Origin of the sequence: Bdellovibrio sp. 22V, assembly GCF_030169785.1 — a bacterium.
GTDB lineage: Bacteria > Bdellovibrionota > Bdellovibrionia > Bdellovibrionales > Bdellovibrionaceae > Bdellovibrio.
On record NZ_CP125854.1, the window covers coordinates 324,737 to 350,071 of the forward strand.

Genomic DNA, 25,335 nt, shown 5'->3' on the forward strand with positions numbered 1-25,335 from the left:
CGGGAACACGGTTTTGCTGTAAGCCGGATTCTGTCCCAATCACCAGGTCCCATAATTTGTCCCGATAATCGTAGATGATCATTCCTCTGGGAGTGGCATTACTGACACCCTCAAGCGATCTTACCCGAAGACTACGGACTGGCCGTCCTACTAATGTCTCCCTATTTGATCTTGCTCCGCGCAGAGTTTGGCTGTTTTCACTCCAGCGACTCCCCTAGAGGCTCCCGTTCCCGCCTCCAGGCTCATAGCCCTGGACATTCTCTCTGTTCCACTGTTCCTGACGTTACCGTCGAGGGGCGTTACCCCTTGCGCTGCCATATGGAGTCCGGACTTTCCTCTCTAATTTCAACATCTTACGATATCTCAAGAGCGATCATCCGCAAAACCGAAGTGGATTTCTAACACCCCCCAGCAAAAAGCGCAAGAGGGTTTTCTTCAATCCCATTTTATTTTACTTTCTAAGGCATCGTTTACAAAAGGAATTAATCATGAAGATCCTCGTATCTCTATTTGCGTTCGCTTTGACTCTAGCTTTGACCTCTCCTTCATTGGCTGACCAGGCTCATGAACAACAAGGAAAAGGACACGGTGGTGGCCACGGGAATCTAGCTGAAAAAATGAATGCACTTTTCCCAGAAAAACAACCTCATGCTGAAAAACGCCAAGTGCCTTCAGCTCCAGAGCTTGTTTCGCCAGAATTTTACTCAACGGTAAAAAGCGACAAAGTCACTTTGCAATGGAAAGCCGTTAACGGCGCGGATGAGTACCATGTAGAAGTAGCGACAGATCCAAACTTCAAATGGATTGTGGCACAAGACTATCACCACAAAGGTACAAGCTTCGAGGCAACAGGTTTGGAAGCTGGCAAACATTACTTCTGGCGTGTCGCAGCTGTTGGTTCACAAAACTGGAGTACATTCCGTAAGAGTTTCTTCGCAAAATCTATGTTCGAAACTCCCGCTGCAGCAGCAAAGTAATACGATCTAAGAAAGAAAAAGAAAAAGGCCTTTTGGTTTTCCAAAAGGCCTTTTTTATTTTTACATTCTTGCGCCAATTCCACGATCACGCTCAACGCGCTCATGGTAAGGCATTCTGACCGTCATACCTGCCATACCTCTGCACGCTTCCGCACAGTCTCTGCAAGCCTCGGCGCACATTTCGATGACATCGTCACCTTCGTAACGAGCACACTCGACAGCGCACGTATCGCAGAGTTGGAACGAAAGCTCGCAAGCCTGGTGGTGAAACTCAGACTCCGCGATCATCAGCTTCGCAGAGAGATTGCAAGCATCCGAACAGAATTGGAGGAGTGCCAAGAGTTTCCCGGAATAGGCCGTACCTTTTTGATCTAAACAATAGTAGAGAGTTTCAATACAAATGCGCGCGCAGCTCAAGCAGCTGTTAATACACTTGGCCGTGTCGCTATCCTGAATTTGATTGATAGGCATAACTTCCTCCTTTCAAATATTTTCTCTCAACTCACGCGCGAGAAATATATTTTCGAGGTGAAACTGTTAGAGTTCATGTCGCGAACCCAACGTTGCAGATTCGCAATCAAGCTTTGCACAAGAAAGCTTTTGCCAAATAACATACAAAACAAATTTTCCTTTTATATCCGAGTGAGAGTCAGATCAGCGAGGATTCGCGAGACGCAATTACAAAGTTTTAATCCTCATTGCATTTTGTAATTTTATTAAAATAAAACAATCTGGAAAACTAAATCCCATGAATCGCTCATCCTACGAAGCATTGCTAGATTCCAACGCAGTCATCGAGTTCGATGTGAATGGTCACATTCTGTGGGCGAATCAGAACTTTTTGAACTTGATGGGCTATGAACTCAATGAAATTGTCGGCCAACACCACTCGATTTTCTTACCGGAATTTCATCAACACGAACTTGAGTATCAAGAAAGATGGACTCTCTTAGCTCAAGGCCTTCCACAAAACGGTGAATTCAAAAGAATCACGAAAGCCAAAAAAGAAGTTTGGATTCAGGGCTCTTACGTTCCCGTAAGAAACTTTCGGGGAACTATCACTAAGATTATCAAGATGGCAGTCGACATTACTGAAAAGAAAGCCCTCGCCGAAAATCTTGAAAAGAAAAATAAAGAATTGATCTCGACAGCGGCGCGAGCAAAAGCGGCCACTTACGCAAAGTCCGTTTTCCTTGCGAACATGAGCCACGAGATTCGCACGCCTTTAAACTCTATCATCGGCATCACGGACACTTTGGCTGAAACTCCCCTGGATGATCAGCAGGCTTCTTTCGTTGAAATTCTTCAACGCGCCAATCATCAACTTATGACAATCATCAACGACATTCTGGATCTTTCAAAAGTTGAAGCTGGCGAGATCGAACTGAAACATCTTCCTTTTGAGCTGCAAAAACTGATGGATGATCTTGTGGCCGTTCTTGGATTCCGCGCAAAGGAAAAAGGACTTCAGCTTAAAGTGAACATTGATCCCGACGTAGATTCCTTCTTTATTGGCGACATCGATCGTTTGCGCCAGGTTTTAATGAACCTGATCAACAATTCAATCAAGTTCACCCATGTCGGCGAAATCACTCTTCGTGTGACTAAGAATCGCACCTCCCGTCCCGGCAATCTTCTTTTCTGTGTCAGCGATACGGGCATTGGAATTGATAAGTCAAAGTTTAAGGATATTTTCCTGCCATTCACGCAAGCGGACTCTGCAACCAATCGTCGCTATGGCGGTACCGGGTTGGGTCTTTCAATCACAAAGAACATTGTCCAGCTTATGAACGGCCAAATTTGGCTTGAAAGCGAGCCCGCAGTTGGAAGCGTATTCTACTTCACAGTCACGATGCCAGTCACAACAGAACGCAAAACATCTTTGAACAATCCTCTGCAAGGCCGATATAAATTGAGCGACATTAAACACAATATTGCAAACAGCCGTCTTAAAATCCTGGTTGTCGACGACGTCGATGACAATCGCAACCTTTTTGGTATTTATCTTCAGAATACTATCCATAACATCAGTTATGCGGAAAGCGGCGTGGATGCCGTTCAGCAAGTTCAAAACGAGCATTTCGATATTATCTTTATGGACGTACAGATGCCGGGAATGGATGGCTATGAAGCCACTCGCTGCATCCGTCTCCTAGAGCACGAACAAAAGCGCACTCCTGCACGCATCTTCGCTTGTACGGCGAATGCCTTCTCTGAAGATGTGCAAAAAAGTTTGCAGGCCGGTTGCGACATGCATCTTTCCAAACCTATTCGCAAAGACACCCTTATCAAGGCCATCAATTCGTTTTTTGACGTGTCCGAAGCTGTTTATTGATTTTCTCGCGGTCTAAAACTGTTTCACGGGAAAGGCCGCCGGTCTCTTCAATCGCATAGTAAACCTGCAAATTCTGCGGACTCTCGCTCCAGTGATAAATCATTCCTGCGCACATCTTGCAGGGCTTGTGAGTTGAATACAGCCGCGCCCCCGCGGGAACCTTCTTTCCCGTTTCCTTAAAATAGCGCTGCAAGAGGTTTACTTCCGCGTGCAGCGTTTTATTTTTTGAATTGGAATTGATTCCGTAACTAAGAACCTCATCTTTTTCATCGACAAGAACCGCGGCGATATTCCTATCAAAGTCATGCAGAACCTCCCCGCGTGGGACATGGGCTGCCAGACGTGTGGCGGCCTCTAAATGATCTTCATGATTGTGCAAAGACTGATGTCGAAACCAGTCGCGAACTTCTTGAAGCGTCAGAGCATTTTCTTTATTTAGATGCTGAACTTCCAGCAAAGCGGCGTCTGCGGCTCCTACTTGCTCATATGTGAAAGCGAGATCCATCTGAGGGTTGAGCGGAACGATGTTTCCCGTGATTCTTTTCGCGACCACCTTCACCATACCTTGGCACATTTCCGAAAGCGGAGCCGTAGAAAAAATCCGTTGGCGCAAAATAAAGAAACTGTGATCTAGGAACCGGTCAAAAACGCCTTGCAGAAGCTTCACCACAGCAGAGGAAGGTCCCGCAAGGTTTCGCGGAAAATATGAATAATAGACGACCCCCTTTGACTCTACAAAAGCCAAGTCAAAGCCCTCTTTATCGAGTAAAAATGCTATGTGCGCCGCCGTTTTTTCCGTCAACATCAAGGAATTGATACCATAATGGCGATTTATTGTCTAAAAATGTCCTCTAACCAGGACATTGCCATGGACATGATTAAAAATCGCCTCGAAAAAAACTTTAAGAAGCTAAAAAGCTGGTCCGAGCGCAACCATATCGAAGCGTTTCGTCTTTATGACCGTGACATTCCTGAATACCCGTTCATTGTCGACATCTATAAAGACCATTTCGTCGTTTACGATAAAAGTGACTTCATCAAAGACAAAGATAAAAATCATCTTCCGCATGTAACGGAGGCGCTAAAGGCGCTATTCAAAACAAATGACGACAACATCGTCATCAAAAAGCGCGAGCGCCAAGAAGGCCTGAAACAATACGAGAAGCTGGATGCAAAAGAACAAACTTTCCTAGTCCGCGAAACGCAAGCGCACTTAAAAGTAAATCTTTACGACTATCTGGATACGGGACTGTTTTTAGATCACCGTCCCATGCGCCAAAAAGTTTTTAAAACTGCACAAGACAAGAAGTTCCTCAATCTGTTCTGCTACACGGGATCTGTGAGCGTTTTCGCTGCGCTGGGTGGCGCAACAACCACCAGCGTGGACATGTCGCAAACATATCTGCGTTGGGCTCAGGACAACTTCCAAGTCAATAATATCGATCTTGGCTCGCACAGCTTTATCAACGCCGATGTCTTGGATTGGCTGCGTTCGCAGAAAGCACAACCCACATATGACATTATTTTCTTGGATCCTCCGACTTTTTCGAACTCGAAAAAAATGGAGGACACCTTTGAGGTTGAGCGGGATCAGGAATTCCTCGTCGACTCTTGCATGCGAATGCTTCGTCCTGACGGAGTGCTTTATTTCTCGAATAATAAAAGGAAATTTAAAATCTCTGAAAATGTTTTGTCGAAGTACAAGGTGAAGGACATTTCAGAAGAATCCATTCCCCAGGATTTTCACGACAAAAAAATCCACTGCTGCTTCGAGATTAAAAATAAGTAAAGTGCTTCCCGACGGACGTCCTGTTTAGCATTGTTTAAATTTCTTAACTGAGAGGTGAACAGTGTCTAAAAGTTTACAAAGTATTTCGTTAGGAGTTCTTCTTTCCCTTACGACAGCGGCAACCGCGTGGGCCGCAGTTCCAGGAAAGCCAAGCACAAAAGTAGCAAGACCTCCCCAATATGTGATGATCAGCTATGACGGCGGCTTGGATTTGAACCGCTGGCAAGAAACACGCAATTTCGCAGCGGAAATGCGCAAAATCGGTAAGCCGGTCAGCTTCACTTACTTCCTCAGTGGCGTTTATTTCCTGCGCGATATGAATCGCCACTTCTACACTCCGCCAAAACATGATGTCGGTTATTCTGCGATCGGATTTGGTGAAAGTGCTCAAGGTATCGCTTCACGCATTAACCTGATGAACGACTCTTTTGCTGAAGGCCATGAGATCGCTTCTTTGGCGAATGGTGGTTTCAATGCTCACCGTGAAAACTGGGCGCAAACAGATTGGGAATCAGAATTCCGTCAATTCAATGACTTCATTTTCGGCGCTTATTTTAACAACGGAATTTCTCCGAATTCCAAATATCCACAAGGCTATGCACTGACAGAGAAAGACATCGTCGGTTTCCGTGCTCCCGCATTGGGCGTGAACGATGCTCTTTGGCCGGCAATGAAAGCGTTCCATTTCAGATATGACGTTTCAACTCCAGGTGAAATGACTCAGTGGCCGACAAAAGATAAGTTCAACGTTTGGAGAATCAATATTCCAATGATCGAACTTGTCGGCACCGGCAAAAGAGTTTTGGGTATGGATTACAACTTCTATTATGCGCACTCTAAAGCCAAAGAAGACGTTGCTAAGAAAGACCAATATAAGAAGTCGATGTTTGATTCCTACATGAACTACTTTGTCCTGAACTACTACGGTCGTCGTGCTCCGATCAGCTTGAGCCACCGTTTCGCTCACTACAATGGCGGCGCTTACAGCGAAGCTTTGAAGGATTTCATCAGATCCGTGTGCGGAATGCCGGAAGTAAAATGCGTGACTGTAAAAGAATACGCGAACTTCCTAGATACATTGACTCCAGAGGTTTTGCGCGCGTATCGCTTCGGTCAGTTTGACATGATGCCTCGCCCACGCCGTCCAGCTGCGGAAACGCCAGCGATCCCGCTTGCAGCAGAGACGGTTTCTAACGAAATCCAATAAGCTCTAAGTAACTCTTTTAGAAGTGGTTTTTTTCCTTGTCAGGGGGTTCAAAAGGTCCTAGAACCCCCTTTTTTACAACGCAAAAAAGGGTTATCAGGGAGGGCTGCGAATTGAAAGCTTTAGGTCGTCATATTTTGGTTGAGTTCAGTGGTTGCAACGCTGAGGTTTTAAATGATGTTTCTGTGATTGAAAGAAGCATGATTGAGGCCGCGCAAATCGCCGGCGCTACTGTTATTAATTCAACTTTTCATCACTTTTCACCGTGGGGTGTGAGTGGTGTTGTGGTGATCCAGGAAAGCCATCTCGCAATCCATACTTGGCCTGAATACCGTTATGCAGCCGTAGATCTTTTTACTTGCGGCGATTCCGTTGATCCTTGGGTTTCTTTCGAACACTTGAAAAAAGCTTTCCAAGCTAACTACTCTGCGATCGAAATGAACCGTGGTTCGCTTCACGTTATCAAAAAGTCGGATTTCCAACCAAAACACCTTCGCACAGAGCCTTCTTTTGATCTTAAAAAAGGTTTCCAAATCGAACGTAACGTTTGGTTCACAGATAAGGACGAAAATCAGGCGCTTTCCTTGCGCTATACCGGCGACGTCTTGTTTGACGAAACAAATCCATTCCAACGCGTGCGCGTTTTGGATTCTTACTCTCACGGTAAATTTCTTGCGATCAACAATATGGTGATGTGCACAGAGCGTGACGAGTTCCACTACCACGAGATGATCACGCACCCTGTGATGCAAGCCCACGGAAAAGCGAAAAATATTCTAGTCATCGGTGGCGGTGACGGCGGAACGATCCGCGAACTTTTCAAATATGACCAAGTGGAAAAAGTCACAATGGTGGAAATTGATGAGGCCGTGGTCCGCGCTTCTAAGGAACATCTTCCTAGCATTGCTTGTGAATTTAACAATCCGAAATTGAATCTCATCATCGGCGACGGGATCCAATTCGTGAAAGAGGCGGCTCCGAACTCTTACGATGTGATCATCGTTGACGGTTCGGATCCAGTGGGTCCAGCTCAAGGCTTGTTTACGGCGGAATTCTACACGAACTGTAAGAATGCGCTGAAAGAGGGCGGCCTCATCATCACTCAAGGCGAATCACCAATGTTCCATGAAGGCACTTTTGTTGAGCTTAATCAGTGCCTTAAAGGGATTTTTGGAAAACCTCAAGTGCACACGATGTTGTTCCATGCGACGACATATCCATCAGGAATGTGGAGCTTGCAAATCGGTGTTAAGGGTTCTTCTCACCCTGCAAAAGACTTCAACAAAGACCAAGCGCGCCAATTCGCGAAGGCAAAAGGTCTTAAGTACTACAACGAAGACCTGCACACGGCCGCATTCTCTTTGCCTACCTTCGTCAAGACGATGCTCGGCGAAAATGCTTAATTAATAGACCGCCTCCTGTTTTCATTATAGTTTCAATTGGGACTAAACAAAACAGGAGGCGTATTATGTTCAAACTTCCCACTCTTCCCTACGCAAAAACAGCATTAGCTCCTTTGTTCAATGAAGAACAAATGACTTATCACTACGACAAACATCACAAAGCCTACATCGACAACTTGAATAAATTCATGGAGACCGATGCTTCATTGAAAGGAAAATCTCTTGAAGAGATCGTTCTTTCTTCTTCTGGCGGTGTTTTCAACAATGCCGCGCAAGCTTGGAATCACACTTTCTTCTGGTTCGGCATGACAACAAACGGTCAATCTGGAAAACCGTCTGCGGATCTTGAAGCTGCTATCAAACGCGACTTCGGTTCTATGGACGAGTTGAAAGCGAAGTTCGTTGACGGTGGTGTTAAGACTTTCGGTTCTGGTTGGATCTGGCTTTGCACGGATGCTTCTGGCAAATTGAGCTTGGTTTCTACATCGAATGCAGCAGTTCCATTCACAAATAACGGCCCAACACCTATTTTGGTAGCTGACGTTTGGGAACATGCTTACTACATCGACTACAGAAATCTTCGTCAAAAATTCCTTGAAACATTCTGGAGCCAAGTAAACTGGGCTTTCGTTTCAGAGAACTACGCTGCTAAAAAAGTGCGTGATTTGACAAAAGCGATGACTTAGTCGTTAAGTCGAATTCAAATTATAAAAGTTTAAGGGAGCCGAAACGCTCCCTTTTCTTTTTCTCCCTCCGTCGTGCTTTCTGCAATTCAACAACGATAACACAGCGAATTTTGCTTTTTATGGATTAGCCTAGGACTGCTTGTCCTCTCGCTACAAAATGAAGATAACGGTTTCTTCGGGAGGATTGCCATGAAAGCAAATTCGGTCTTTTTACTTTCATCTTTCGCTTCACTATTTAGCTATGCCGGAGATCGGTCTCCAATTGTTCTTCCGGCGATGGAGGATCAAAAACTGCAGTTCGGTTTTGGCGATATCTCGGTGGGAGAAACTTATTATACTGTGTTGGATATCACCGCTCCGGAAACGACAGCGATCATCTTCTCTCAGGTCGCGATCAAAGGAACAGCTTTTTCGGCAAAAACGAATTGTCCTAAAGAACTTCCGGCCGGTGAAAAATGTTCTATCTTTGTCTATTTCACACCCTCGGAAGCCATGGAATACTTTGGCGAGTTGGCGGTTGCGACCAATCTTGGAAAAACCCTTGTCAGATTTACGGGAAAAGGACTGGCTCTTAACAGTTAGAGCCAGTGGCGTTTCGGATTTTTCTTGTCGACGGGCCATGTGTGCCACGCGATTTCAAGTTCGCATGCCAGCAAAAAGTTTCGCAGAATCAGTTCAGCGTCCTCTTTTTGCCAGAAATCTTCAGCGTGAGAACTTTTCCCTTTAAGGGCAATGTCAGACACCAAAGAATAAACCATTCCACTCATTGGCGGAATCAGCAGACCCATCGTCGACAAAACGCCTTGTAAGCGCGAGAGCACGGCTTTGCCGCCCACGGAATGCATCAGCACAAACGCGGCACAGGGTTTTCCCATCAGCGCCGGAGAAGCCTCAAGCTCCGTCATGTCTTCGAGCAATTTTTGTAAAGGACTTCCCCAAGAGTCCCAGTAAGTTCCCGTGACAAAGATCAAACCCGCGGAATCTAAAATTTTCTTTTTCAGATTTTTGCTGTAGCCGTGTTTTGCAAGATGCACGACTTCGATGGCCGAGTGTTTTTTCAAAAGCGGAGTTATATTTTTAATCCACTTCGCACAGTTGCCTTTATCTCCAGAAGGACTGCCATTCAGAATAAGTACTTTCTTCATTGTCGATAGCTCTCCACTTTCTTGCACTATCTTAAGAAAAGGAAAGGGCCTTCTGCAACAGAAAGCCCCTTAAAATCGACAAATACTTGGGCTGTTACGTGCAGCCTCTTAGTAAATAAAGGATAAGCAAGATTGGCAAAGGAATGCCTATCAGCCATAGAAGAATCCACCCAATCTTTCCTGATATATTTTTTTCTGGTTTCATCTTTGTTCCATAGAGCGTCCCTGCTCTGAAAGCATCGGATGCATGAAAAGCTCAACATCTTCTGCCAAGGCTTCGTCGATTTTTCCTTTGTAGACCTCTTTCAATTCTTCGAGACTTTCCGCCATCTGGCGTGCATCGTCGTTTGAGAAAACTTTTTTAGCTTCTTTAAAGATTTCTTCTTCCTCTTCCTCAACGTGATGATCTACGAGTTCGGATAACACTTTGAGCTTTGCCGCCCATTGATCGGAATCGAAAGGAATGCGGGAAAGTTCGTTTAAAAGAAGACAGATGACGTGATGTTCTTCTCCACCTTCCCAGGAAAGCTCGTGGCCTTCTTCGTCTTCTGCCATGACTTTAAGAGGTTCATAGAAAACTTCCTGCTCGGCCTTGGCATGTGCTGTGAGTTCCGTTTTCAAAGTATCGAAGAGTTCAGGAACCATGTCTCGGTCATTTTCCAATGCATCTTCGATCTCTTCGAAGAGGGTTTCAACCTCACGGTGATCTTTTTCGAGCACTTCATATATAGTTTTCATGTGTTCCTCCGTTAATCTCTTGAAGGTCCAGAAACATGGACCATCATAGGTTTTTTTACAGGTGGTCGACGAATCATCTGACTCAGAGTAGGTCGACCCTCTTTTGAGAACGCGGGAATACGAATCGGTCTGCCTTCGCGCAATGAGTGTTGCAAGGCCTCAATTACCATCAGATCCAAAAGTCCTTCACTGGCGTTGGGCTCTGGGTTTCGGTCATTGAGTACGCAATCAGAGAAATAAAGAAGTTCCGGCGCGAACTGATCGCTCTTCTTGAACGTTCGGGTCTCTTTGATTCCGGGTGGTTTCGTGATCGTCATTTCCATATCCTCGTAATATTCATACGCCGATTCCAGACGCAGACTGCCTTGCGTTCCAACGACGTCATAGACGGCTAAAGGAGACGCTGAAAAACTCACGACGAAATTTCCCATGCGACCGTCAGAGAATTTCATATTCACTGAAACCATCTCGTCGACTTCCTTAAAACGCTGGTCATATCCTCTGTTATTAAAGGCAAAAACCTGCTCTGGCAGTTCGCCAAAGAAACTGCGGGCCGCGTTGATACAATAAATGCCGATGTCGTAAAGGGGACCTCCGCCTTTGGCTCTTTCTAGACGGATGTTTCTATTTTTTACCCGCATTGTGAAAATAGAATTGAAGAAGCGAATATCCCCCAGTTGTCCTGAGCGCGCAATATTCATCGCCTTGAGATTAGCTTCTTGAAAATGCAGGCGATACGCGGTCATAAGTTTACAGTCATTGTTTTCGGCCGACTTGATCATGCGTCGAGCTTCGTCCACGTTTAACGCCAGCGGTTTTTCGCACAGGACGTGAATACCGCACTCGAGGGCTGCAACAACGTACTTGTAGTGCAGATGATTTGGCAAAGCGATGTAAACCGCATCAATAAGATCGGACTGAAGCAGCTCGAGATATTCATCATACGTAAAAATATCTTCCACACCGTATGCTCGCGACAGACGAGAAAGTTTTTCTTCGTCGCCGGAAACTAAGGCCGTGAGTTCTGAATTGTTTTTAGCGTGTTCAAATGCCGGCAAAACAGCGTTCTGCGCGATATGTCCCAGGCCGACGACAGCATAACGGATTTTTGTGGATCTATTGCGAAATCGAGTAGCCATTGACGAACTTCCTTTCTTTAAATCTTTTCCAGAATCAGAGAAAGAGCCCGTCAATGGACGGGCTGCAAATTTAGCTCAAAGTTTTTTTCCAATCGCCGTACTTCTTTTTCGCTTCTTCGCGAGAAAGTCCGTACGTTTTTTGGATCTCGCCTTCAAGACGGTCCAAATTTCCTTCCGCGGAGTTGATCTGATCGTCTGTCAGCTTACTCCACGCCTGTTTGATTTTCCCTTTCATAACCTTCCAGTCGCCTTGCATAGTATCTTTGTTCATATGAGTCTCCTTTGGGTTTATTCCATGATGACCATAATGATGGATTTCGATGCGTTGTTGGACGTGGTCTCGCCCATTGCATCGGTCTTTGCGACACCTGCTTCCTCGAGGGATTTCTTCATCTTGACGTCATCTGTTTGCAGAAGACGAGACAAAGCATTCGGTCTTTCCGCCATGCTGTAAGTATCAACGTCTAACATGCCCTCTTTATCGTTGAGATACTTTGCGATTTCTTTGTTACGACGATCCGCGAGGTCACGATCCGCTTTCGACAAGCTGCTACTGCTGCCTGGTGGCATGACTTTGTCGGCCCAGGTGACAACTTTGACGTCATCAATTCGTCCCGAGACCTTCGCCTTATTGATGGTCTCATCCAACTTTGCTTTGGCCTGGCTGCTCAACGTGGAAGAGCCTTTTTGAAAGTCGATTTCTGCTACGTAGGAAGCTTCCTGCTCTTGGGCGACACTACGCGCTTGAGCACTTGGCTTTGACGTCGCCGTCGAAGCAGAAGAATCTTTTTTATCTTTGGTCGTGCAGCCGACGGCCGCCATAACGAGAATACACAAACTAGAAATAAAACTGCGCTTCAAATTCATATACATACTCGCTCCTTTTTTATTCATGAGTAAATTTGTGCGCTGATTTCAGAAACGGAGCAAGGCGATTGGACTGGAGATAATAAAAGACATAAAAAAAGGGCGCCTCTTGCAGGCGCCCATACATGGAGGGATGGGAAAAGGACCGCACTTCATGATTTGTGAAATTTCATCAGGAGACCTCCTTGAGGTTTCAGGATGTTAAGTAATTATGTTAAGCGACCCATTCCTCTGGAAGAGTCGTTTGCAACTCAAGCATCGGATCATGTCGGCCGTGCTGAGCTTTTCTAGAAGAACGCTTGCTTAGGATGACTTTCAACGCGTTCACCGTTCTAGCCACACATCGTTTGAAGTTCTCGTCCGTTTTTTGCACTTTAATAACGGTGCGCATACGAGAAGGTTTCAAGATGACCTCACAGAGATAGCTCGGTTTACGAGTTTGCGTACGATGTCGATCGGTTTCGACTCGCACCGTGAGGTGAGCACCACTGTCATATTTGAAGAAGTCTTCAACCGCTCCTTCAACTTTCTCCATAAGATAGTCTTCGAGATTTTCAGTCTTAGTGATGTCTCTGTAGTAGATGTCTGTTTGCATATCTACCTCCTATTCTTTTTTTATTATCGTAGAGAACAACAATTTCGTTAAATATATAATTTCGATGACATACTTAGTTTTAAGTTATATATAATCCTAGACGCCTCGTGGAAAACGATGTGGTCTTCGCACGTTAAAGATGTGCAGCATAAGACCAGTGCCAAAAAGGTTCCGAAAAAGGCGTGTTAAAAGGGGTCTAGTTTTATGTTTAACTACAACCATCTTTATTACTTTTACGTCACGGCGAAATTAGGCGGGGTCAGCAACGCCGCAAAGTACCTTCATATCAGCCAACCTTCTCTGAGTTCTCAATTAAAAGTTTTTGAAAATTCCATAGATCAAAAACTTTTCGAAAAGAAGGGCCGCAAACTGCAACTGACACCAGAGGGTGAACGGGCTTTCGCCTATTCGAAGAAGATGTTTGACATAGCCAATGAGTTTGCCGAATCCCTGCGCGCGCCCTCAGAAAAACAAAGCCAAAGAATCCGCATTGGTGTCACTGATCAAGTTGAACGACCTTTTATCGCCGACCTTTTAAGTCCGCTGATCCGTGAACAAAAACGCGGCATTGAAAAAACTTTTTTCGTCAGTTCCGCACCGTCTGAGATTCTTGTGAATCAGCTTCGCAGCGAAGAAATTGATTTGGTTCTTACAAACAAACCCATTTATGCCGAAGACGTAAAAGAGTTGGCATCTGCAAGCATGCCGGTGAATTTGATGGTCTCTACAAAGAATTTAAAAGATCTCAAAATTCGCATTTCCCGCAATACCTCGGCCCTCGAATTCTTAAACGCCGTTCCCTGGGGTTTAATTATTCCGTCTTATAAAATGAAATTGCGCCATGAAACGGATTTGTTCTTTCAAGAAATCAAAGCCCGCAAGAAAGTCGTTTTTGAAAGCGATATTATGTCGGTCGTCGGAAGAGCCATCATTGATGGAGCCGGTGTCGGTTTTTTACCGGTTCCCTACGTGCTTGATGAATATCAATCCGGAGCCGTCACAGTCATCGGGCCTAAAGCCGGATACTGGAAACACACGTTGTACTTGCTTGGCAGAAAAGATGCCAAGCAAGATTTAACGATTGAGGAAGTAAAGAACAGTATCAAAAAACTAGAGCGAATCTAGTAAGGTTGGCGAGCTTCGCTGTTTGCCAAGTCCATCGCCATCACGACAGCGATTTTTGAATACATCGCTGAATGTTTGAAGTTCGACTCTGGCGAAATAACGTCGTTCACTGTGTGAATGTTTTTGTTACTTGCTCTGAAAGTCGCTTCAAACGGCATAAGCGCAGGGTAACCCTGACGGTGCCATGAAGCGTGATCGCTGCAACCATAACCGCATTTATCGTCCACGATGCGAGCGTGGATGTACGTCTCATTCAGCGCTTTCAAATAGTCACGTAACCAGGCGCTGGTGAAATCTGTCATGCTGCCAAGAACAAACTCTCCAGAACCAGCGAACAAAGTCATATCAAGCTGCAAAACCGCAACGACGTCTTTCTTTTCGGCTTTGTATTGTTTCGCCACTTCCGCGGAACCTAGCAAACCATTTTCCTCACCAGCGTACCAGAAGAACTCGACAGTTCTTTTTGGTTGCGGCTTATTCATGAGGACGCGCAAAGCTTCAATTAAGTTGGCAGAACCCGAAGCATTGTCATCCGCACCCGGCGCTGTTTTGGAATTTCCGCCCCAGGACTGATTGATCGAATCTAAATGGCCGCCAAGCACGACGATCTCGTTAGGACGCTCGCTTCCGACCAGACGAACACGCAATGTGTTTTGTTGAGTCGAAGAATGACGGATCTCTGAAATCTCCCAAGGAATCGTGGCATTTCCCAGCATAGCTTCCAAACGCTGCTTCATTTCAACAACGTGCTTATTCGGTTGGGAATCGCGGCTGGCACGGTTAGGGAAAGAAGAAAGCCATTGTACGTAACTGCGAAGATTGCTTTCACTCACTTCAGAAATCGCAGCTTCGATTTCGTTGGACTTGTTAAGTGCCAAAGCCTTAAACGGAGCGCGCTCGTAAAGATCGTTCTTCTCTTGAATCTTAGACAGATTCTCAAGCAAACCTACAAAGCCTGCAGAGTGCAAAAACGTATCTTGGCTAAGATCTTCAAAGCCACCGCATTTGCCAACAGCGTGAGAACGCTCTTGAATTCGTTGCAGCATCAGAGGTGTGACTTGGGCGTAGCCCACTTCCACTCTTTCATCCTTAGCAAGAACCGGGATGTTTAATGCGCGGAGATCATTGAGGTCCGCAAGAATCGGTTTTGTTTCGAAGTTCTCGAGAGGTGCAACATGCGCGACCGCAGTCGAAGTTGCAAATAAAAGCGCCATCATGGCAATCTTCATATTTCAATCCTTTGAAAATAAATTACCGTACAGTAATGGTAGCTAAAATGTCCTCATGTTGGCAAAGACAATTCGCTTATTTTTTCAACATGCATTAGGATTGCTTTTGTATGAACACCGATATCTTGCTCGTTACACTTAATTCGTCTTATCCACACAGCTCTTTTGGTCTTCGCTATTTGTACGCCAACTTAGGAGAATTGCAGCCCAGAGCTCAAATCATGGAGTTTACGATTCAACGTGAACCTCGAGACATTGCCGAAGCTCTGCTGCGTCAAAATCCTAAAATTATTGGCCTCGGTGTTTACATTTGGAATGCGCACGAGTCTTTTGAACTGGTCTCTTTGCTAAAACGCATCAGCCCTGAAACGATCGTCGTACTTGGCGGCCCCGAAGTCAGCCATGAAGCAGAAGGACAGCCGATCTGCCAGACAGCGGATTTCACTATCAAGGGCGAAGCGGATTTTTTGTTCTATGAGTTCTGCAAAAACTATTTAGTGAACGGTGTGCTTCCCGAAAACAAAATTATTTCAGGGGCTTTGCCGGACATTAAAGCCATCAAAACGCCTTATGAGTTTTACACCGACGAAGACATCAAGAATCGCGTGATCTATGTCGAAGTTTCCCGCGGCTGCCCTTATCGCTGTGAATACTGTTTGTCTTCTTTGGATAAAGCCGTGCGCAGCTTCGAAATCGACGATTTTTTAGTGGCCATGGAGAAACTGCTTCAACGTGGAGCCCGCCAGTTTAAATTTATCGATCGCACTTTCAACCTGAGTCCTACAACGTGCACCAAAATCTTACAGTTCTTTTTAGACCGTATTGATTTAGGTTTATTCCTGCATTTTGAGATGGTTCCAGACCGTCTTCCGACAGAAATTCGCGATTTGATCAAACTGTTTCCTGCAGGTGCTTTGCAATTTGAAATTGGTATTCAGACTTGGAACCCCGAAGTCGCACGTTTGGTCAGCCGCCGCAACGACTATGTGAAGGTTAAAGACAATTTCAATTTCTTAGCTTCCGAAACGGGCGTACATACGCATGCCGATTTGATTGTCGGCTTACCGGGGGAAGATCTGGAAAGTTTTGCGCGCGGGTTTGACACTTTGGCAGAGCTTCGTCCTGACGAAATTCAAGTCGGAATTCTAAAACGTCTTAAAGGCGCACCGATTTCTCGTCATGATAAAGAATGGGAGATGGTTTATTCCAATATTCCGCCTTTCCAAATCCTCCGCACGAAAACGATGAACTTTGAGACCTTGCAAAAGATGAATCGTTTTGCAAAGTTTTGGGATCTTTACGCCAATAGCGGAAATTTTAAGAAGCTTGTGACCACCATTCGTGAAAAAGCAATGGAGCGCGAGCACAAGTCGTTCTTTTGGGAGTTTTTCCAATTCAACGAGTTTCTTTCAAAGCGCCACGCGCAGTCTTTCGGTATTTCGCAAAACAGTTTGTTTGAGTCTGCATTGGCTTATTTGATCGAAGATCAAAACTGGTCTGAAGAAGATGCGAAGAATCTTGTCACCGAAGACTTCATAACCGCGACGGGAAAGAAGGATTTACCGCGTTTCTTGCATCAAGTTTCGTTCGTTAAAAAGAGTGATGTGACGGAGTCGGCAACGCCGAAATCGAATTTGCCTAAGCGACAACAAAAGCATCTTGGTGCGAAACAGGGTTCTTTTTCGTAACAATTCGCGAAGCCAATAAAAGCCCAAAGGCTGTGAGTAATAGAGCAGAGCGAATGTAAAGCAAACGCACCCACTCTGACTGAATGTCAATCCAATGCGCTGGTGGAGTCAGCATCTGCCAGTCGCTGATCCACGACATAATCGCTTCATCAAGAACACAAAGGAGAGCGAAACCTACCAAGCGAAACTCGGAGGTTCGCCATTCTTGGCGCAGACAATACATACAAAGCCCCAACAACAACGCCAACGACAAATATGCCATGGGAGCCCAAGTCGGATAATTCATATGTAAAGCAAGATCTGAAATAAGCGGCGAACCTTCAATGTCGATGATAGCAATGATGGAATGTCCAGCCATCAAACCCACAAGCAAAAGGCTCGCATACTTTAGTAAAGTGGAAACGTTCATGTGCCGACTTATATATTCTTCTGTTTAGTCCATCACAAGTTTCTTTTTTGAAATCAAAAAGTCTTTAATGCTCACGCATTTTTTTGGCATAGCCCGTGTATCCAATGAGGGGGAATTTCGTGAATGTAAATCGAAAGTCCTTTGGCACCACACCAGTTCGCAGAAGTGAAAACATCGCTCTTTGAAAGAAGACCGGTCGGAGTCCGCGGATCGAGAGTGTCTCCAAACCGACGTCATCGTTCCATTGCCGAAGTTTGTTGGGGTCAATAAATAGTGAGTAAACGTGATGGTCATGGGGAGTATTCTTTACAAACCATTGCACGCCCTTAATGACGATCAACCACGACAGGAAATTCTTATTGAATGTATTAAAGAAGAAGAGTCCTCCTGGACGTAAAACTCTTTGCGCTTCTGAAATAACCTTCTGCGGATCGGAAACATGCTCTAACAAATCCATCGCCATCACGACATCAAAGCTTTCACGCGGAAAAGGCACTTGATAGACATCGCCTTGCATATACTTTACCGAATGCGTTTGATCTCGGTCTTCGGCGACTTTGAGGCTCGGTAATGAAAGGTCAATACCCGAAACACTGTGGCCGGCCAGCGCCAGATCGTTGGATAAAAATCCTCCCCCGCAACCCATATCAAGGATCTCAGCGTGATAACCTATGTTGCGACGGATGACTTCAAGGAGCCAGGGCAATTCTGCCTTGTGCTGGCAACGCAAAAGAGCGATTGGATCATCTTGGGCTTCATACCATCGTTCCGCCAACTCATCGTAGCTTTCGTTATTAATGATCTCTCTGTCTAACTTCGCTAGATCCATATCCATGCCACTTTCCTCCTCTGCCTTAAGGGTAACAAAATGGCGGTGTTCCTAAAAATTTAGCGAAGTCTAGTGGTAAGAATCATCTGGAATTGAAGTCCCCGCTTCCCTTCTATACAAAAACTAAATAAGCTGGGTTTATGAGTGAATACATCGAGATCGGCTTACGCTGGATTTTTGGTTTTCAAATGTTGTTCTGGGGATTGAACGGTTTCTTTCACTGGGTGCCGATTCCTCCGTCGCCTAAGGTGATCGACGATTTTGTGGCGGCTTGCATGCAAACCCGCTTTATTCTTCCTACCGTTAAAATAATTGAAATCGTGTTCGGTGCGTTTCTTCTTTTTAATTTCATCGTGCCGGTCAGTCTTCTCGTCTTTGCCCCGATTATGTTTGTCGTATCGGGTTTGCATTTGTTACACAATCCAAAATGGGCGGCAGTTCTGATTCCGCTGAGCTTGCCTTATCTAGTTTTGTTGGTCGTACATAGCGGCTCTTTATTACGACTTGTTCACTAAACCGGATGGCTTGTTCGTAACTTGAAGATCGGGCTTTGTTTTTTGTAGATAAGCCTGACCTTATGAAATTTAACAAAGCCCTCCTTTCAGAAAAATTTCTTTTCCTTATCAGTTTATTTGGCATTGTCGCCTCTTTGGCGTGGTTTCTTTATCTCTCTCCTGAGCCCGGTAAAATAGAAATTATTCAGCCGAGTTTAAGAACTATCTATAACGCTCCCCATACGATGCAGCACAAGAATTACGATCCTCGCAACAAAGGACTTTATTGGATCAAGTTCACAACGCCCGGGCGTGTTTTTGCGGTGGACAGTTTGCGCCTTCGTATCCGCAATTGCGTGCACAATCTGCAAACGAACCAAACGGAGTGGAAACTTCCCCCCTTGGACAAGTCTTGCGACAATCGCGAAGGCCTCATTCTTCGTTCCACGGCGAGCACACTGAAAGAAAATACGACTTGGCATATCGCCGGCAGCACACGCGGTGACACCTATGGTGTTTCTTTGGAAAAAGACTGGCGAGATCCCAAACTTGTTGCGGGACTTGCGATTTTCTTTATTTCTCTAGCTCTTCTTCTTTACACAAAATTGCCGATTCCACAGTCTGCACTGCGGATCTCTACCTCCTTACTTTTAGTTGGAGCTTTGGCTGTGCGTTTTTGGATGGTGTTTATAATAGCGCCTCCTGAAATGGGATTGTTCTCGGATATGGGCGCGTATTTTCATCGCTCTTGGGAAATCGGCAGAGGTATTTACTATATAAGACAGTTATTCCAACCGGTGGGTTTTACTTTGTGGTCCTTGTGGATACGCGATTTGGGCGGGTTTGAACTTTTCAAGTGGACCCAGATTTTTCTTTCTTGGGGAACAGTGTTTTTAATTTTTCTTATCGCCCGAAATCGCTTTGGAAATGTCGCAGGCATCGCTTCTCTTGTATTAGCGGGCTTGCACGTTCCGCAGGCGGCGTTTGCCACCTTTCATATGGCGGAAACTTTTTATGCGTTCGTGATCACTTTGACGTTTTATTTTGCCTTGAAAGCTTTGGCGAATAAAAAACTGTCATATTTTTTCACTGTGGGATTTCTGTTGAGCCTGGCCTTTTATTTTAAAGGCAATCACGCTTACTTTATTCCTCTTTTTGCGTTATGGCTTTTTTATCGCGAGCGCAAAAGTTTTTCGAGTGGATTTAAAAAAGTTTTCGTCATGGGGCTAGGGTGTCTTCTGGTGACGACCGTCCACATGGCTTGGACTTGGCAGCATTATCAAAAACCGTTCTTGGGTCCCATGGCCGGGGCCCTTAATTTTGTCGAAGGAAAGTGTCCATCCAAAGACAATATCGATAGTACTGGCGCACGCTGGATGTCTCCGCTCTTTGGAATCCTCAATGAAACGACGGTGAAAATATGGTCCCGTCCCTTCACGGATCAAGGCTACTTTTGGAATGAAGGATTTAAATGCGTTCAAGAAAATCCGTTCGTGCTGGTCGAAAGCCTTCGCTATATTTATTATCTTTTCGGCGGCAATGATCTTTGGCCTATCATGACTAATGCGACAAGAAGCTGGTATATCCCGTGGGAATACTTCTTCCACTATGGATTGTTGCCTTTAGCTCTTTTAGGCGCGTTAAGTTTGGCGCGAAAGAAAGATGACTTTACAGAGATCTCGGCATTGATGATGCTGTCCCTGTTCTTCACGGTTTGGTTTTTTAAATCAGAGAACCGCTTCCGTGTGCCTTTTGATGGAATTCTTTTGGTTTGGGGATCTGTAGGCGTCGCCTGGCTCGCGGAACAAGTCAAAGCCTTGGTCTTTAAAGGCACAAAGATTTCTGCCATCGATGCGCCGGTCGAGCCCGACGGCGTTTAAGCGCGGTTCACTTCAGAGACTTGTTCATTCAACGTCCAAAAGTCGAAAAGATAACCGATCATAAAAAGACCGCCAGTGCACAGCCAGATAAGGCCCGTGAACCATTTTCCCATATAAAAGCGATGGATTCCAAAGACACCTAAAAATGTCAGAAGAATCCACGCGATGTTGTAGTCGACTCGACCGTTCTTATACCGGCGGTCCGCAGATTCATCCATGGAAGGGATAAGAAATAAATCGATGAACCAGCCCACTCCTAATAATCCCAGCGTGAAAAACCAAATAGTTCCAGTCACGGGACGACCATAATAAAAACGGTGCGCGCCCATAAAGCCAAAAATCCACAATATATAACCGATCACAACTGAATGAGTGCTTGCCATCACTATCTCCTTGCTTCGCTATTGAAGGCGGTCTTTCGGCGCAAGTAAAGACCAAAATTTTTCATCACAAAAACATGCACTAAAGCTTGTGTCCAACGATAGAAGTACCAAGGCAAGCGCGGTTCAAAATCATGAATCGCAGCTATCACAGCTTCGCCTCCTAAAATTTCACGAAACTCCAAGCGCCCTCGCTCCGTTTTGCGCGCCAAGAGTCCGCCACGAACATAAAATAACTGCCGATGCGACCAGCTTCTTTCGGGAGAGTACTCAAGCACCAAAAGCGGCACGAACGGCAAGCGCAAACAAAAATGAATCCAACGGCCGCGCACTTCAACTTTCATAAAGCCAGGATTCATTTTTGGAAGAAACTCCATATAAGCTTGCGCCACATCCTCTGCCGTTTTTCCTTTTGGTAAAGGAAGCCTTTGGACCGAGCGCACGACTCTTCCTTCTTTTTTAGCTTCGCGGAATGCCGCCGGCGTCTGTTGTGGGTCATAGTTTTGAAGCGCCTCTTTGACAGCCTCATCAATCGACAGAAAATTTTTCCCCGGAACAGTGATTTTATTTTGCGGATTTAGCAGTAGCTCCGTCTTAAGACCTCGCACCAGGGGTTTAACCAATTCTTTGGGTGCTTTCGTAATTATACACACCCATAAGGTTGAAAGTTGCGGACTCATAAACGGAAATGGAATAAAAAGGCGTTTCTTTCCCAACAGTCTCGCGATCTTTTTCATCATCTCTTTATAAGTAACAGGTTGGGAGCAACCGATATCGTAAACTTTTTCGAATGCTTCACTGTTGCCAACCACATGGGCGATACTCGCCGTCACATCGTGCAAAGCCACGGGCTGACTTTTCGTGTTTGTCCAGCGCGGGCACAGCATAACGGGCAGCCTTTCCACCAAACGGGTCATGATATGGAACGAAGAACCTTCGCCTCCTAAAATGATGGCCGCGCGAAAAATCGTGTAAGGCACTTTGCTTTTTTTAAAAACGTCTTCGACTTCCCACCTGCTGCGCAGATGGCGCGAAAGACCCTGCGCTTCTTCCGGATGAAGTCCGCCAAGAAAAATAATTTGTTTCAACTGGCATCTTTCAGCCGCGCGAACAAAATTATCCGCGACGATCAAATCAAAGTCGTTAAAAGCTCCTTGCGTCAGTCTTGCTGACGGGCGCATGGAATGGACCAGATAAATTCCGACATCAACGCCTTGCAGTCCTCGTTCCGCATCAAGCAAACTGAAAAGATCACAGAATCGCCATTCAATTTTTTCTGACTTTTTTTTGCCACGACTAAGAGCCACGATTTCGTGATTCTTTTCCAACTCTGCAATCAATGCGTGGCCTACAAACCCGCTGGCTCCTGCAATCGCTACTTTCAACCTGGACTCCCTTTAAAATATGAGCCTATCACAAAAGTTCTTAGACACCACCTTGACATTTTTGCGACCGATCCCATGTTAAGGATGTGCTTAGTGTATAAGTGCAAAGGAGACTCGGCCGGTCGCTTTGTTAAATTATAAAATGATTTAATAGGAGGATTTTATGAGACTCTTAACACCTTATTTGGCAAATCGTCGTGATTTTTCTAATGATATCTTCAGCGAAATGGAACGCTTCTTTGAAGATTTCGCCGGTTTTCCTCGCGTAAACGTTGCACAAGACGGCAATACGTATACGCCCGCTATTGATGTGACTGAGGCAGACGAACACTATTTAATGAGTGTCGATCTTCCCGGCATGAAAAAAGAAGATATCAAAATTGAGATGGACGGCAATATGCTGACAATCTCAGGCGAAAGAAAGCGTGAAACAAAATCTGTTTCTTTCTCTCGCCGATTCACCATTCCCACAACGGTGGATGCGGAAAAAATTGAAGCCCATTATGAAGATGGTGTCTTGAATCTTTATCTGCCTAAAACACCTGTGGCGAAGGCACGTAAAATTGAAGTTCAAACTGATAAAGGGGGCTTCTTCGACCGACTCTTAACTTCTAAGAAGGACGTCGAGAATGCATCTGAAAAAACAGCTCACTAATAAACATTAACAATTCCTTTCTTCCCTTCCCTCGAGGGCTCCTGGTTCCCCGCCAGGGTCCCTCTTTTTTTATTTTGATTCGATTGAAATTTTCATTAAAGTAAAACCATGAGTTCTTTCACGCCGAACGACATCTTGGATTTTTGGTTCGAGGAAATTGATCCCAGCTTTTGGTTCATGAAAGATGAGCTGTTCGATCAACGTCTTCGCGCCCGTTTTCATAAAGCTCACGAAGAAACCGTTGCGGGCGTCACTGCTCTTTGGCGAAACTCACCGGAAGGCCGCCTGGCGGAAGTTATCGTTTTGGATCAGTTTTCTCGAAACATGTTTCGTAATTCTCCGCAAGCTTTTGCCAGTGATCCTTTGGCGCTGCATTTGGCACAAGAAGCCGTTCGCGTAGGCGACGATCAAAAGTTACCCACGGTACAAAAAAGTTTTCTCTACATGCCCTATATGCACAGTGAGTCCCGGGAGATTCACGAAAAAGCCGTGACGCTTTTTTCTCAACCAGGTTTGGAAGACTCTTTGAAGTACGAGCTTCAGCATAAAGCGATTATAGATCGGTTCGGTCGGTATCCACATAGAAACAAAGTTTTAGGCCGCACGTCGACTCCTGAAGAAATCGAATTTCTAAAGCAACCTGGTTCTTCCTTTTAAGTTTAAAAGAAGATACTTTAGAAAGCAGGAAGGTCATTGTGGATAAGAAAAAACTCGTCGAAGTCATTCGTACTCAGCTCGAGCAAGACATCGTGGTTCTAAAGGCCGCCGCATTGGCAACCTACGAAGCTGCGACTCACGAAGAAAGCAAACCCGAAAATGAGTACGACACGCGCGGCTTGGAAGCGTCTTATTTGGCGGGTGCTCAGGCAAAAAGAATTGCTGAGATTGAAGAGCTCTTAGTTATCTTAAAACATTTGGATGTGAAAAACTTTGGCCCGAATGACAAAATCACTTCATCCGCACTGGTCGAAGTTGAGAGCAACGGCAAAACAAACTTCTTTTTTATTCTCGCAAAAGGTGGCGGCGTCAGTGTGAAGTTCGAAGGCCGCACTGTGCAAATCATCACACCGAACAGTCCGTTGGGAGAAGCGCTACTTGATCAGAAAGAAGGCGGTTCTGCCGTTGTCGAAAACGGCGATCAATTTCGCGAATACGATATTATTAAAGTGTGGTGATTAATCTTCAGCAGGGCCCGGCTCTTGCTTTTCTTCCGCTTTTCTTTTGAGCGAGTCCAAACTTTTTTCAAAGGTCTCTCCCATGAATTTATCCATAAACAATGCCAGATAACGATATACGGGATTGGCCCCAACATCTCCGGAATCTCTCCATTTCACTTGAGTTCCCTCGCCACTGGGCGTGAAAATGATTTCGCCTTTCATGCGAAACGAATTTCCTTCCATAAGCAGCTCAAACTCTACACCGCTTAAAGGGTCGGCCTTCGTGATTGTTTGCGAGCCATTACCCATTTTCGCGGAAACCCATGAACGCGAAGCGCCTTTGCCTTCAAGTGGCCCTGAGTAGGCGTATTTTATCGCCGGGTCTTCGTAATCAAAAGCGCTCCACTGAGTCCAGCCTTCTTTAAAGTTTGCGACTAGGGGATAAATCGTGGTGGGTGGCGCCTGAATATACACAGATCTTTCCACACTCCACCGCGCCGGCAGGAGGAGCCCGATAAAAAGCAGAACAAGAATGACGATAGGAATAGTTATAAGGATTTTAAGCTTCGTATCCATCGAATTCTTCTCCGCAGGGGTTCTGTGTCTTGCTAGTTGCCCTATCTTAGCTTAGGATTCTGCCTCATGGGCACTGCTATTCAAGATGTTGTTATTATCACAACTGGTGGAACGATCGAGAAGACCTACAATGAATTTGATGGATCTTTAGAAAATCGCGGCACCAGCATCAAAAATCGTATTTTGTCAAAAATGCGTCTTCCTTACACAAACATTTCGGTGTATCCGCTTTTAAGCAAAGACTCGCTTTACATGACAGATGAAGACCGGTCGTTGATTGCAGCAACAGTCAAAGATCAAATGCAGCGCGGATGTCCGATTGTTATTCTTCATGGAACTGACACAATGAATATCACCGCGGAATATTGCTACAATGCTCTAGGTACGCCTCGAGTGCCTGTTGTCTTTACTGGAGCGATGATTCCTATGGGTTTCGATGACTCCGATGCCGCCCAAAATGTGACCGAAGCCCTGTTGGCAGCGAAACTCTTATCTCCCGGATTTTATATCGCGTTTCATAATCAGGTTTTCGCAGTACCGAATGTTCGTAAAAACAAAGAAAAAGGAACTTTCGAAAGTTTCTAAACGCATTTCTCAATTTGAGGCTGAGGATTCTTAGCCGTCTTCCGAAAAGAATTCTTTGTACTTTT

29 protein-coding genes and 1 other RNA gene are annotated in these 25,335 nt (G+C 45.3%); 15 read left to right on the forward strand and 15 right to left on the reverse strand.

Annotation, left to right across the window (positions count from 1 at the left end):
- Positions 1 to 3 precede the first annotated feature (3 nt).
- An RNA gene (rnpB, locus tag QJS83_RS01620) (RNase P RNA component class A) lies at positions 4 to 389 on the reverse strand.
- 99 nt (positions 390 to 488) lie between these two features.
- Between rnpB and QJS83_RS01625 the strand changes: the two genes are divergently transcribed.
- Positions 489 to 977 (forward strand): fibronectin type III domain-containing protein, encoded by a 489-nt coding sequence (locus QJS83_RS01625; RefSeq protein ID WP_284607159.1) that lies wholly within the window; start codon positions 489 to 491, stop codon positions 975 to 977.
- 60 nt (positions 978 to 1,037) lie between these two features.
- On the opposite strand, the gene QJS83_RS01630 is transcribed toward QJS83_RS01625, so the two are convergent.
- Positions 1,038 to 1,448 carry a four-helix bundle copper-binding protein gene (locus QJS83_RS01630; protein ID WP_284607161.1) on the reverse strand — a complete coding sequence of 137 codons (411 nt, stop codon included), beginning with the start codon at positions 1,446 to 1,448 and terminating at the stop codon, positions 1,038 to 1,040.
- A gap of 277 nt (positions 1,449 to 1,725) precedes the next feature.
- Here QJS83_RS01630 and QJS83_RS01635 point away from each other — a divergent pair, with 277 nt between their 5' ends.
- Positions 1,726 to 3,312, forward strand: a complete 1,587-nt coding sequence (locus QJS83_RS01635; RefSeq protein WP_284607163.1) for a PAS domain-containing hybrid sensor histidine kinase/response regulator — start codon at positions 1,726 to 1,728, stop codon at positions 3,310 to 3,312.
- Here the strand turns inward: QJS83_RS01635 and QJS83_RS01640 are convergent.
- Positions 3,275 to 4,117, reverse strand: coding sequence for a Bd3614 family nucleic acid deaminase (locus tag QJS83_RS01640; protein ID WP_284607164.1), 843 nt, complete (start codon positions 4,115 to 4,117; stop codon positions 3,275 to 3,277). The genes QJS83_RS01635 and QJS83_RS01640 overlap by 38 nt on opposite strands.
- 39 nt (positions 4,118 to 4,156) lie before the next feature.
- On the opposite strand from QJS83_RS01640, the gene QJS83_RS01645 reads away from it, so the two are divergent.
- From QJS83_RS01645 to QJS83_RS01665, 5 genes are all read left to right on the forward strand, one after another.
- Positions 4,157 to 5,101, forward strand: coding sequence for a class I SAM-dependent methyltransferase (locus tag QJS83_RS01645; protein ID WP_284607166.1), 945 nt, complete (start codon positions 4,157 to 4,159; stop codon positions 5,099 to 5,101).
- A 61-nt stretch (positions 5,102 to 5,162) separates the two neighbouring features.
- Entirely contained in the window at positions 5,163 to 6,308 is a 1,146-nt protein-coding gene (locus QJS83_RS01650; RefSeq protein ID WP_284607168.1) for a polysaccharide deacetylase family protein, read from the forward strand.
- A 110-nt stretch (positions 6,309 to 6,418) separates the two neighbouring features.
- Positions 6,419 to 7,708 (forward strand): polyamine aminopropyltransferase, encoded by a 1,290-nt coding sequence (gene speE, locus QJS83_RS01655; protein WP_284607170.1) that lies wholly within the window; start codon positions 6,419 to 6,421, stop codon positions 7,706 to 7,708.
- 62 nt (positions 7,709 to 7,770) lie between these two features.
- Positions 7,771 to 8,394, forward strand: coding sequence for a superoxide dismutase (locus QJS83_RS01660; RefSeq protein ID WP_350159274.1), 624 nt, complete (start codon positions 7,771 to 7,773; stop codon positions 8,392 to 8,394).
- Between the two features lie 189 nt (positions 8,395 to 8,583).
- Complete coding sequence (locus QJS83_RS01665; protein ID WP_284607173.1) at positions 8,584 to 8,976, forward strand: hypothetical protein; 393 nt, start codon at positions 8,584 to 8,586, stop codon at positions 8,974 to 8,976.
- On the opposite strand, the gene QJS83_RS01670 is transcribed toward QJS83_RS01665, so the two are convergent.
- From QJS83_RS01670 to QJS83_RS01695, 6 genes are all read right to left on the reverse strand, one after another.
- Positions 8,973 to 9,539 carry a flavodoxin family protein gene (locus QJS83_RS01670; RefSeq protein WP_284607174.1) on the reverse strand — a complete coding sequence of 189 codons (567 nt, stop codon included), beginning with the start codon at positions 9,537 to 9,539 and terminating at the stop codon, positions 8,973 to 8,975. The two genes, QJS83_RS01665 and QJS83_RS01670, sit on opposite strands and share 4 nt — an antisense overlap.
- 201 nt (positions 9,540 to 9,740) lie before the next feature.
- The gene (locus QJS83_RS01675) at positions 9,741 to 10,277 is read right to left on the reverse strand and encodes a hemerythrin domain-containing protein (protein ID WP_284607176.1); all 537 of its coding nucleotides are present in this window, start codon (positions 10,275 to 10,277) and stop codon (positions 9,741 to 9,743) included.
- Between the two features lie 11 nt (positions 10,278 to 10,288).
- Positions 10,289 to 11,416, reverse strand: coding sequence for a Gfo/Idh/MocA family protein (locus tag QJS83_RS01680; RefSeq protein WP_284607178.1), 1,128 nt, complete (start codon positions 11,414 to 11,416; stop codon positions 10,289 to 10,291).
- A gap of 70 nt (positions 11,417 to 11,486) precedes the next feature.
- Entirely contained in the window at positions 11,487 to 11,687 is a 201-nt protein-coding gene (locus QJS83_RS01685) for a CsbD family protein (RefSeq protein WP_284607180.1), read from the reverse strand.
- Between the two features lie 17 nt (positions 11,688 to 11,704).
- Positions 11,705 to 12,289 carry a hypothetical protein gene (locus tag QJS83_RS01690; RefSeq protein WP_284607181.1) on the reverse strand — a complete coding sequence of 195 codons (585 nt, stop codon included), beginning with the start codon at positions 12,287 to 12,289 and terminating at the stop codon, positions 11,705 to 11,707.
- Positions 12,290 to 12,497: 208 nt separating this feature from the next.
- The gene (locus QJS83_RS01695) at positions 12,498 to 12,878 is read right to left on the reverse strand and encodes an HPF/RaiA family ribosome-associated protein (RefSeq protein WP_284607183.1); all 381 of its coding nucleotides are present in this window, start codon (positions 12,876 to 12,878) and stop codon (positions 12,498 to 12,500) included.
- A gap of 204 nt (positions 12,879 to 13,082) precedes the next feature.
- On the opposite strand from QJS83_RS01695, the gene QJS83_RS01700 reads away from it, so the two are divergent.
- Positions 13,083 to 14,003: a LysR family transcriptional regulator gene (locus QJS83_RS01700; protein ID WP_284607185.1), complete on the forward strand. Its 921-nt coding sequence runs from the start codon at positions 13,083 to 13,085 to the stop codon at positions 14,001 to 14,003.
- Here QJS83_RS01700 and QJS83_RS01705 read toward each other — a convergent pair.
- On the reverse strand, positions 14,000 to 15,232 hold the full coding sequence (locus QJS83_RS01705) for a M20/M25/M40 family metallo-hydrolase (RefSeq protein ID WP_284607186.1): 1,233 nt from the start codon (positions 15,230 to 15,232) through the stop codon (positions 14,000 to 14,002). The genes QJS83_RS01700 and QJS83_RS01705 overlap by 4 nt on opposite strands.
- 110 nt (positions 15,233 to 15,342) lie before the next feature.
- Here QJS83_RS01705 and QJS83_RS01710 point away from each other — a divergent pair, with 110 nt between their 5' ends.
- Positions 15,343 to 16,920, forward strand: coding sequence for a B12-binding domain-containing radical SAM protein (locus QJS83_RS01710; RefSeq protein ID WP_284607188.1), 1,578 nt, complete (start codon positions 15,343 to 15,345; stop codon positions 16,918 to 16,920).
- Here QJS83_RS01710 and QJS83_RS01715 read toward each other — a convergent pair.
- Together QJS83_RS01715 and ubiG are read right to left on the reverse strand one after the other, a co-directional pair.
- Entirely contained in the window at positions 16,871 to 17,329 is a 459-nt protein-coding gene (locus QJS83_RS01715; RefSeq protein WP_284607190.1) for a DUF1772 domain-containing protein, read from the reverse strand. The genes QJS83_RS01710 and QJS83_RS01715 overlap by 50 nt on opposite strands.
- 64 nt (positions 17,330 to 17,393) lie before the next feature.
- Positions 17,394 to 18,164, reverse strand: coding sequence for a bifunctional 2-polyprenyl-6-hydroxyphenol methylase/3-demethylubiquinol 3-O-methyltransferase UbiG (ubiG, locus tag QJS83_RS01720; RefSeq protein ID WP_284607191.1), 771 nt, complete (start codon positions 18,162 to 18,164; stop codon positions 17,394 to 17,396).
- A gap of 134 nt (positions 18,165 to 18,298) precedes the next feature.
- Here ubiG and QJS83_RS01725 point away from each other — a divergent pair, with 134 nt between their 5' ends.
- Together QJS83_RS01725 and QJS83_RS17500 are read left to right on the forward strand one after the other, a co-directional pair.
- Positions 18,299 to 18,673: a hypothetical protein gene (locus QJS83_RS01725; protein ID WP_284607193.1), complete on the forward strand. Its 375-nt coding sequence runs from the start codon at positions 18,299 to 18,301 to the stop codon at positions 18,671 to 18,673.
- A 704-nt stretch (positions 18,674 to 19,377) separates the two neighbouring features.
- Positions 19,378 to 20,532, forward strand: coding sequence for an ArnT family glycosyltransferase (locus QJS83_RS17500; RefSeq protein ID WP_470287789.1), 1,155 nt, complete (start codon positions 19,378 to 19,380; stop codon positions 20,530 to 20,532).
- Here the strand turns inward: QJS83_RS17500 and QJS83_RS01735 are convergent.
- Positions 20,529 to 20,915, reverse strand: a complete 387-nt coding sequence (locus tag QJS83_RS01735; RefSeq protein WP_284607197.1) for an NINE protein — start codon at positions 20,913 to 20,915, stop codon at positions 20,529 to 20,531. The two genes, QJS83_RS17500 and QJS83_RS01735, sit on opposite strands and share 4 nt — an antisense overlap.
- 2 nt (positions 20,916 to 20,917) lie before the next feature.
- On the reverse strand, positions 20,918 to 22,297 hold the full coding sequence (locus QJS83_RS01740) for an NAD(P)H-binding protein (RefSeq protein ID WP_284607199.1): 1,380 nt from the start codon (positions 22,295 to 22,297) through the stop codon (positions 20,918 to 20,920).
- Positions 22,298 to 22,460: 163 nt separating this feature from the next.
- Between QJS83_RS01740 and QJS83_RS01745 the strand changes: the two genes are divergently transcribed.
- From QJS83_RS01745 to QJS83_RS01755, 3 genes are all read left to right on the forward strand, one after another.
- Positions 22,461 to 22,952 carry an Hsp20/alpha crystallin family protein gene (locus QJS83_RS01745; protein WP_284607201.1) on the forward strand — a complete coding sequence of 164 codons (492 nt, stop codon included), beginning with the start codon at positions 22,461 to 22,463 and terminating at the stop codon, positions 22,950 to 22,952.
- Positions 22,953 to 23,060: 108 nt separating this feature from the next.
- On the forward strand, positions 23,061 to 23,609 hold the full coding sequence (locus tag QJS83_RS01750) for a DUF924 family protein (protein ID WP_284607203.1): 549 nt from the start codon (positions 23,061 to 23,063) through the stop codon (positions 23,607 to 23,609).
- A 38-nt stretch (positions 23,610 to 23,647) separates the two neighbouring features.
- A complete protein-coding gene (locus QJS83_RS01755; protein ID WP_284607205.1) occupies positions 23,648 to 24,127 on the forward strand; it encodes a GreA/GreB family elongation factor in 480 nt (159 codons plus the stop codon).
- Here QJS83_RS01755 and QJS83_RS01760 read toward each other — a convergent pair whose 3' ends face one another.
- Positions 24,128 to 24,685 (reverse strand): SRPBCC family protein, encoded by a 558-nt coding sequence (locus QJS83_RS01760; protein ID WP_284607207.1) that lies wholly within the window; start codon positions 24,683 to 24,685, stop codon positions 24,128 to 24,130.
- 66 nt (positions 24,686 to 24,751) lie between these two features.
- Between QJS83_RS01760 and QJS83_RS01765 the strand changes: the two genes are divergently transcribed.
- Complete coding sequence (locus QJS83_RS01765) at positions 24,752 to 25,270, forward strand: asparaginase domain-containing protein (RefSeq protein ID WP_284607209.1); 519 nt, start codon at positions 24,752 to 24,754, stop codon at positions 25,268 to 25,270.
- The last annotated feature ends 65 nt before the right edge of the window (positions 25,271 to 25,335 follow it).

What these genes read in the sequence shown, in the direction of transcription:
- QJS83_RS01625 (WP_284607159.1), top strand. Translation starts at nt 489, where the DNA reads ATGAAGATCCTCGTATCTCTATTTGCGTTCGCTTTGACTCTAGCTTTG.
- QJS83_RS01630 (WP_284607161.1), bottom strand. Translation starts at nt 1,448, where the DNA reads ATGCCTATCAATCAAATTCAGGATAGCGACACGGCCAAGTGTATTAAC.
- QJS83_RS01635 (WP_284607163.1), top strand. Translation starts at nt 1,726, where the DNA reads ATGAATCGCTCATCCTACGAAGCATTGCTAGATTCCAACGCAGTCATC.
- QJS83_RS01640 (WP_284607164.1), bottom strand. Translation starts at nt 4,117, where the DNA reads ATGTTGACGGAAAAAACGGCGGCGCACATAGCATTTTTACTCGATAAA.
- QJS83_RS01645 (WP_284607166.1), top strand. Translation starts at nt 4,157, where the DNA reads ATGTCCTCTAACCAGGACATTGCCATGGACATGATTAAAAATCGCCTC.
- QJS83_RS01665 (WP_284607173.1), top strand. Translation starts at nt 8,584, where the DNA reads ATGAAAGCAAATTCGGTCTTTTTACTTTCATCTTTCGCTTCACTATTT.
- QJS83_RS01670 (WP_284607174.1), bottom strand. Translation starts at nt 9,539, where the DNA reads ATGAAGAAAGTACTTATTCTGAATGGCAGTCCTTCTGGAGATAAAGGC.
- QJS83_RS01675 (WP_284607176.1), bottom strand. Translation starts at nt 10,277, where the DNA reads ATGAAAACTATATATGAAGTGCTCGAAAAAGATCACCGTGAGGTTGAA.
- QJS83_RS01680 (WP_284607178.1), bottom strand. Translation starts at nt 11,416, where the DNA reads ATGGCTACTCGATTTCGCAATAGATCCACAAAAATCCGTTATGCTGTC.
- QJS83_RS01685 (WP_284607180.1), bottom strand. Translation starts at nt 11,687, where the DNA reads ATGAACAAAGATACTATGCAAGGCGACTGGAAGGTTATGAAAGGGAAA.
- QJS83_RS01690 (WP_284607181.1), bottom strand. Translation starts at nt 12,289, where the DNA reads ATGTATATGAATTTGAAGCGCAGTTTTATTTCTAGTTTGTGTATTCTC.
- QJS83_RS01695 (WP_284607183.1), bottom strand. Translation starts at nt 12,878, where the DNA reads ATGCAAACAGACATCTACTACAGAGACATCACTAAGACTGAAAATCTC.
- QJS83_RS01700 (WP_284607185.1), top strand. Translation starts at nt 13,083, where the DNA reads ATGTTTAACTACAACCATCTTTATTACTTTTACGTCACGGCGAAATTA.
- QJS83_RS01705 (WP_284607186.1), bottom strand. Translation starts at nt 15,232, where the DNA reads ATGAAGATTGCCATGATGGCGCTTTTATTTGCAACTTCGACTGCGGTC.
- QJS83_RS01710 (WP_284607188.1), top strand. Translation starts at nt 15,343, where the DNA reads ATGAACACCGATATCTTGCTCGTTACACTTAATTCGTCTTATCCACAC.
- QJS83_RS01715 (WP_284607190.1), bottom strand. Translation starts at nt 17,329, where the DNA reads ATGAACGTTTCCACTTTACTAAAGTATGCGAGCCTTTTGCTTGTGGGT.
- ubiG (WP_284607191.1), bottom strand. Translation starts at nt 18,164, where the DNA reads ATGGATATGGATCTAGCGAAGTTAGACAGAGAGATCATTAATAACGAA.
- QJS83_RS01725 (WP_284607193.1), top strand. Translation starts at nt 18,299, where the DNA reads ATGAGTGAATACATCGAGATCGGCTTACGCTGGATTTTTGGTTTTCAA.
- QJS83_RS17500 (WP_470287789.1), top strand. Translation starts at nt 19,378, where the DNA reads ATGGGCGCGTATTTTCATCGCTCTTGGGAAATCGGCAGAGGTATTTAC.
- QJS83_RS01735 (WP_284607197.1), bottom strand. Translation starts at nt 20,915, where the DNA reads ATGGCAAGCACTCATTCAGTTGTGATCGGTTATATATTGTGGATTTTT.
- QJS83_RS01745 (WP_284607201.1), top strand. Translation starts at nt 22,461, where the DNA reads ATGAGACTCTTAACACCTTATTTGGCAAATCGTCGTGATTTTTCTAAT.
- QJS83_RS01750 (WP_284607203.1), top strand. Translation starts at nt 23,061, where the DNA reads ATGAGTTCTTTCACGCCGAACGACATCTTGGATTTTTGGTTCGAGGAA.
- QJS83_RS01760 (WP_284607207.1), bottom strand. Translation starts at nt 24,685, where the DNA reads ATGGATACGAAGCTTAAAATCCTTATAACTATTCCTATCGTCATTCTT.
- QJS83_RS01765 (WP_284607209.1), top strand. Translation starts at nt 24,752, where the DNA reads ATGGGCACTGCTATTCAAGATGTTGTTATTATCACAACTGGTGGAACG.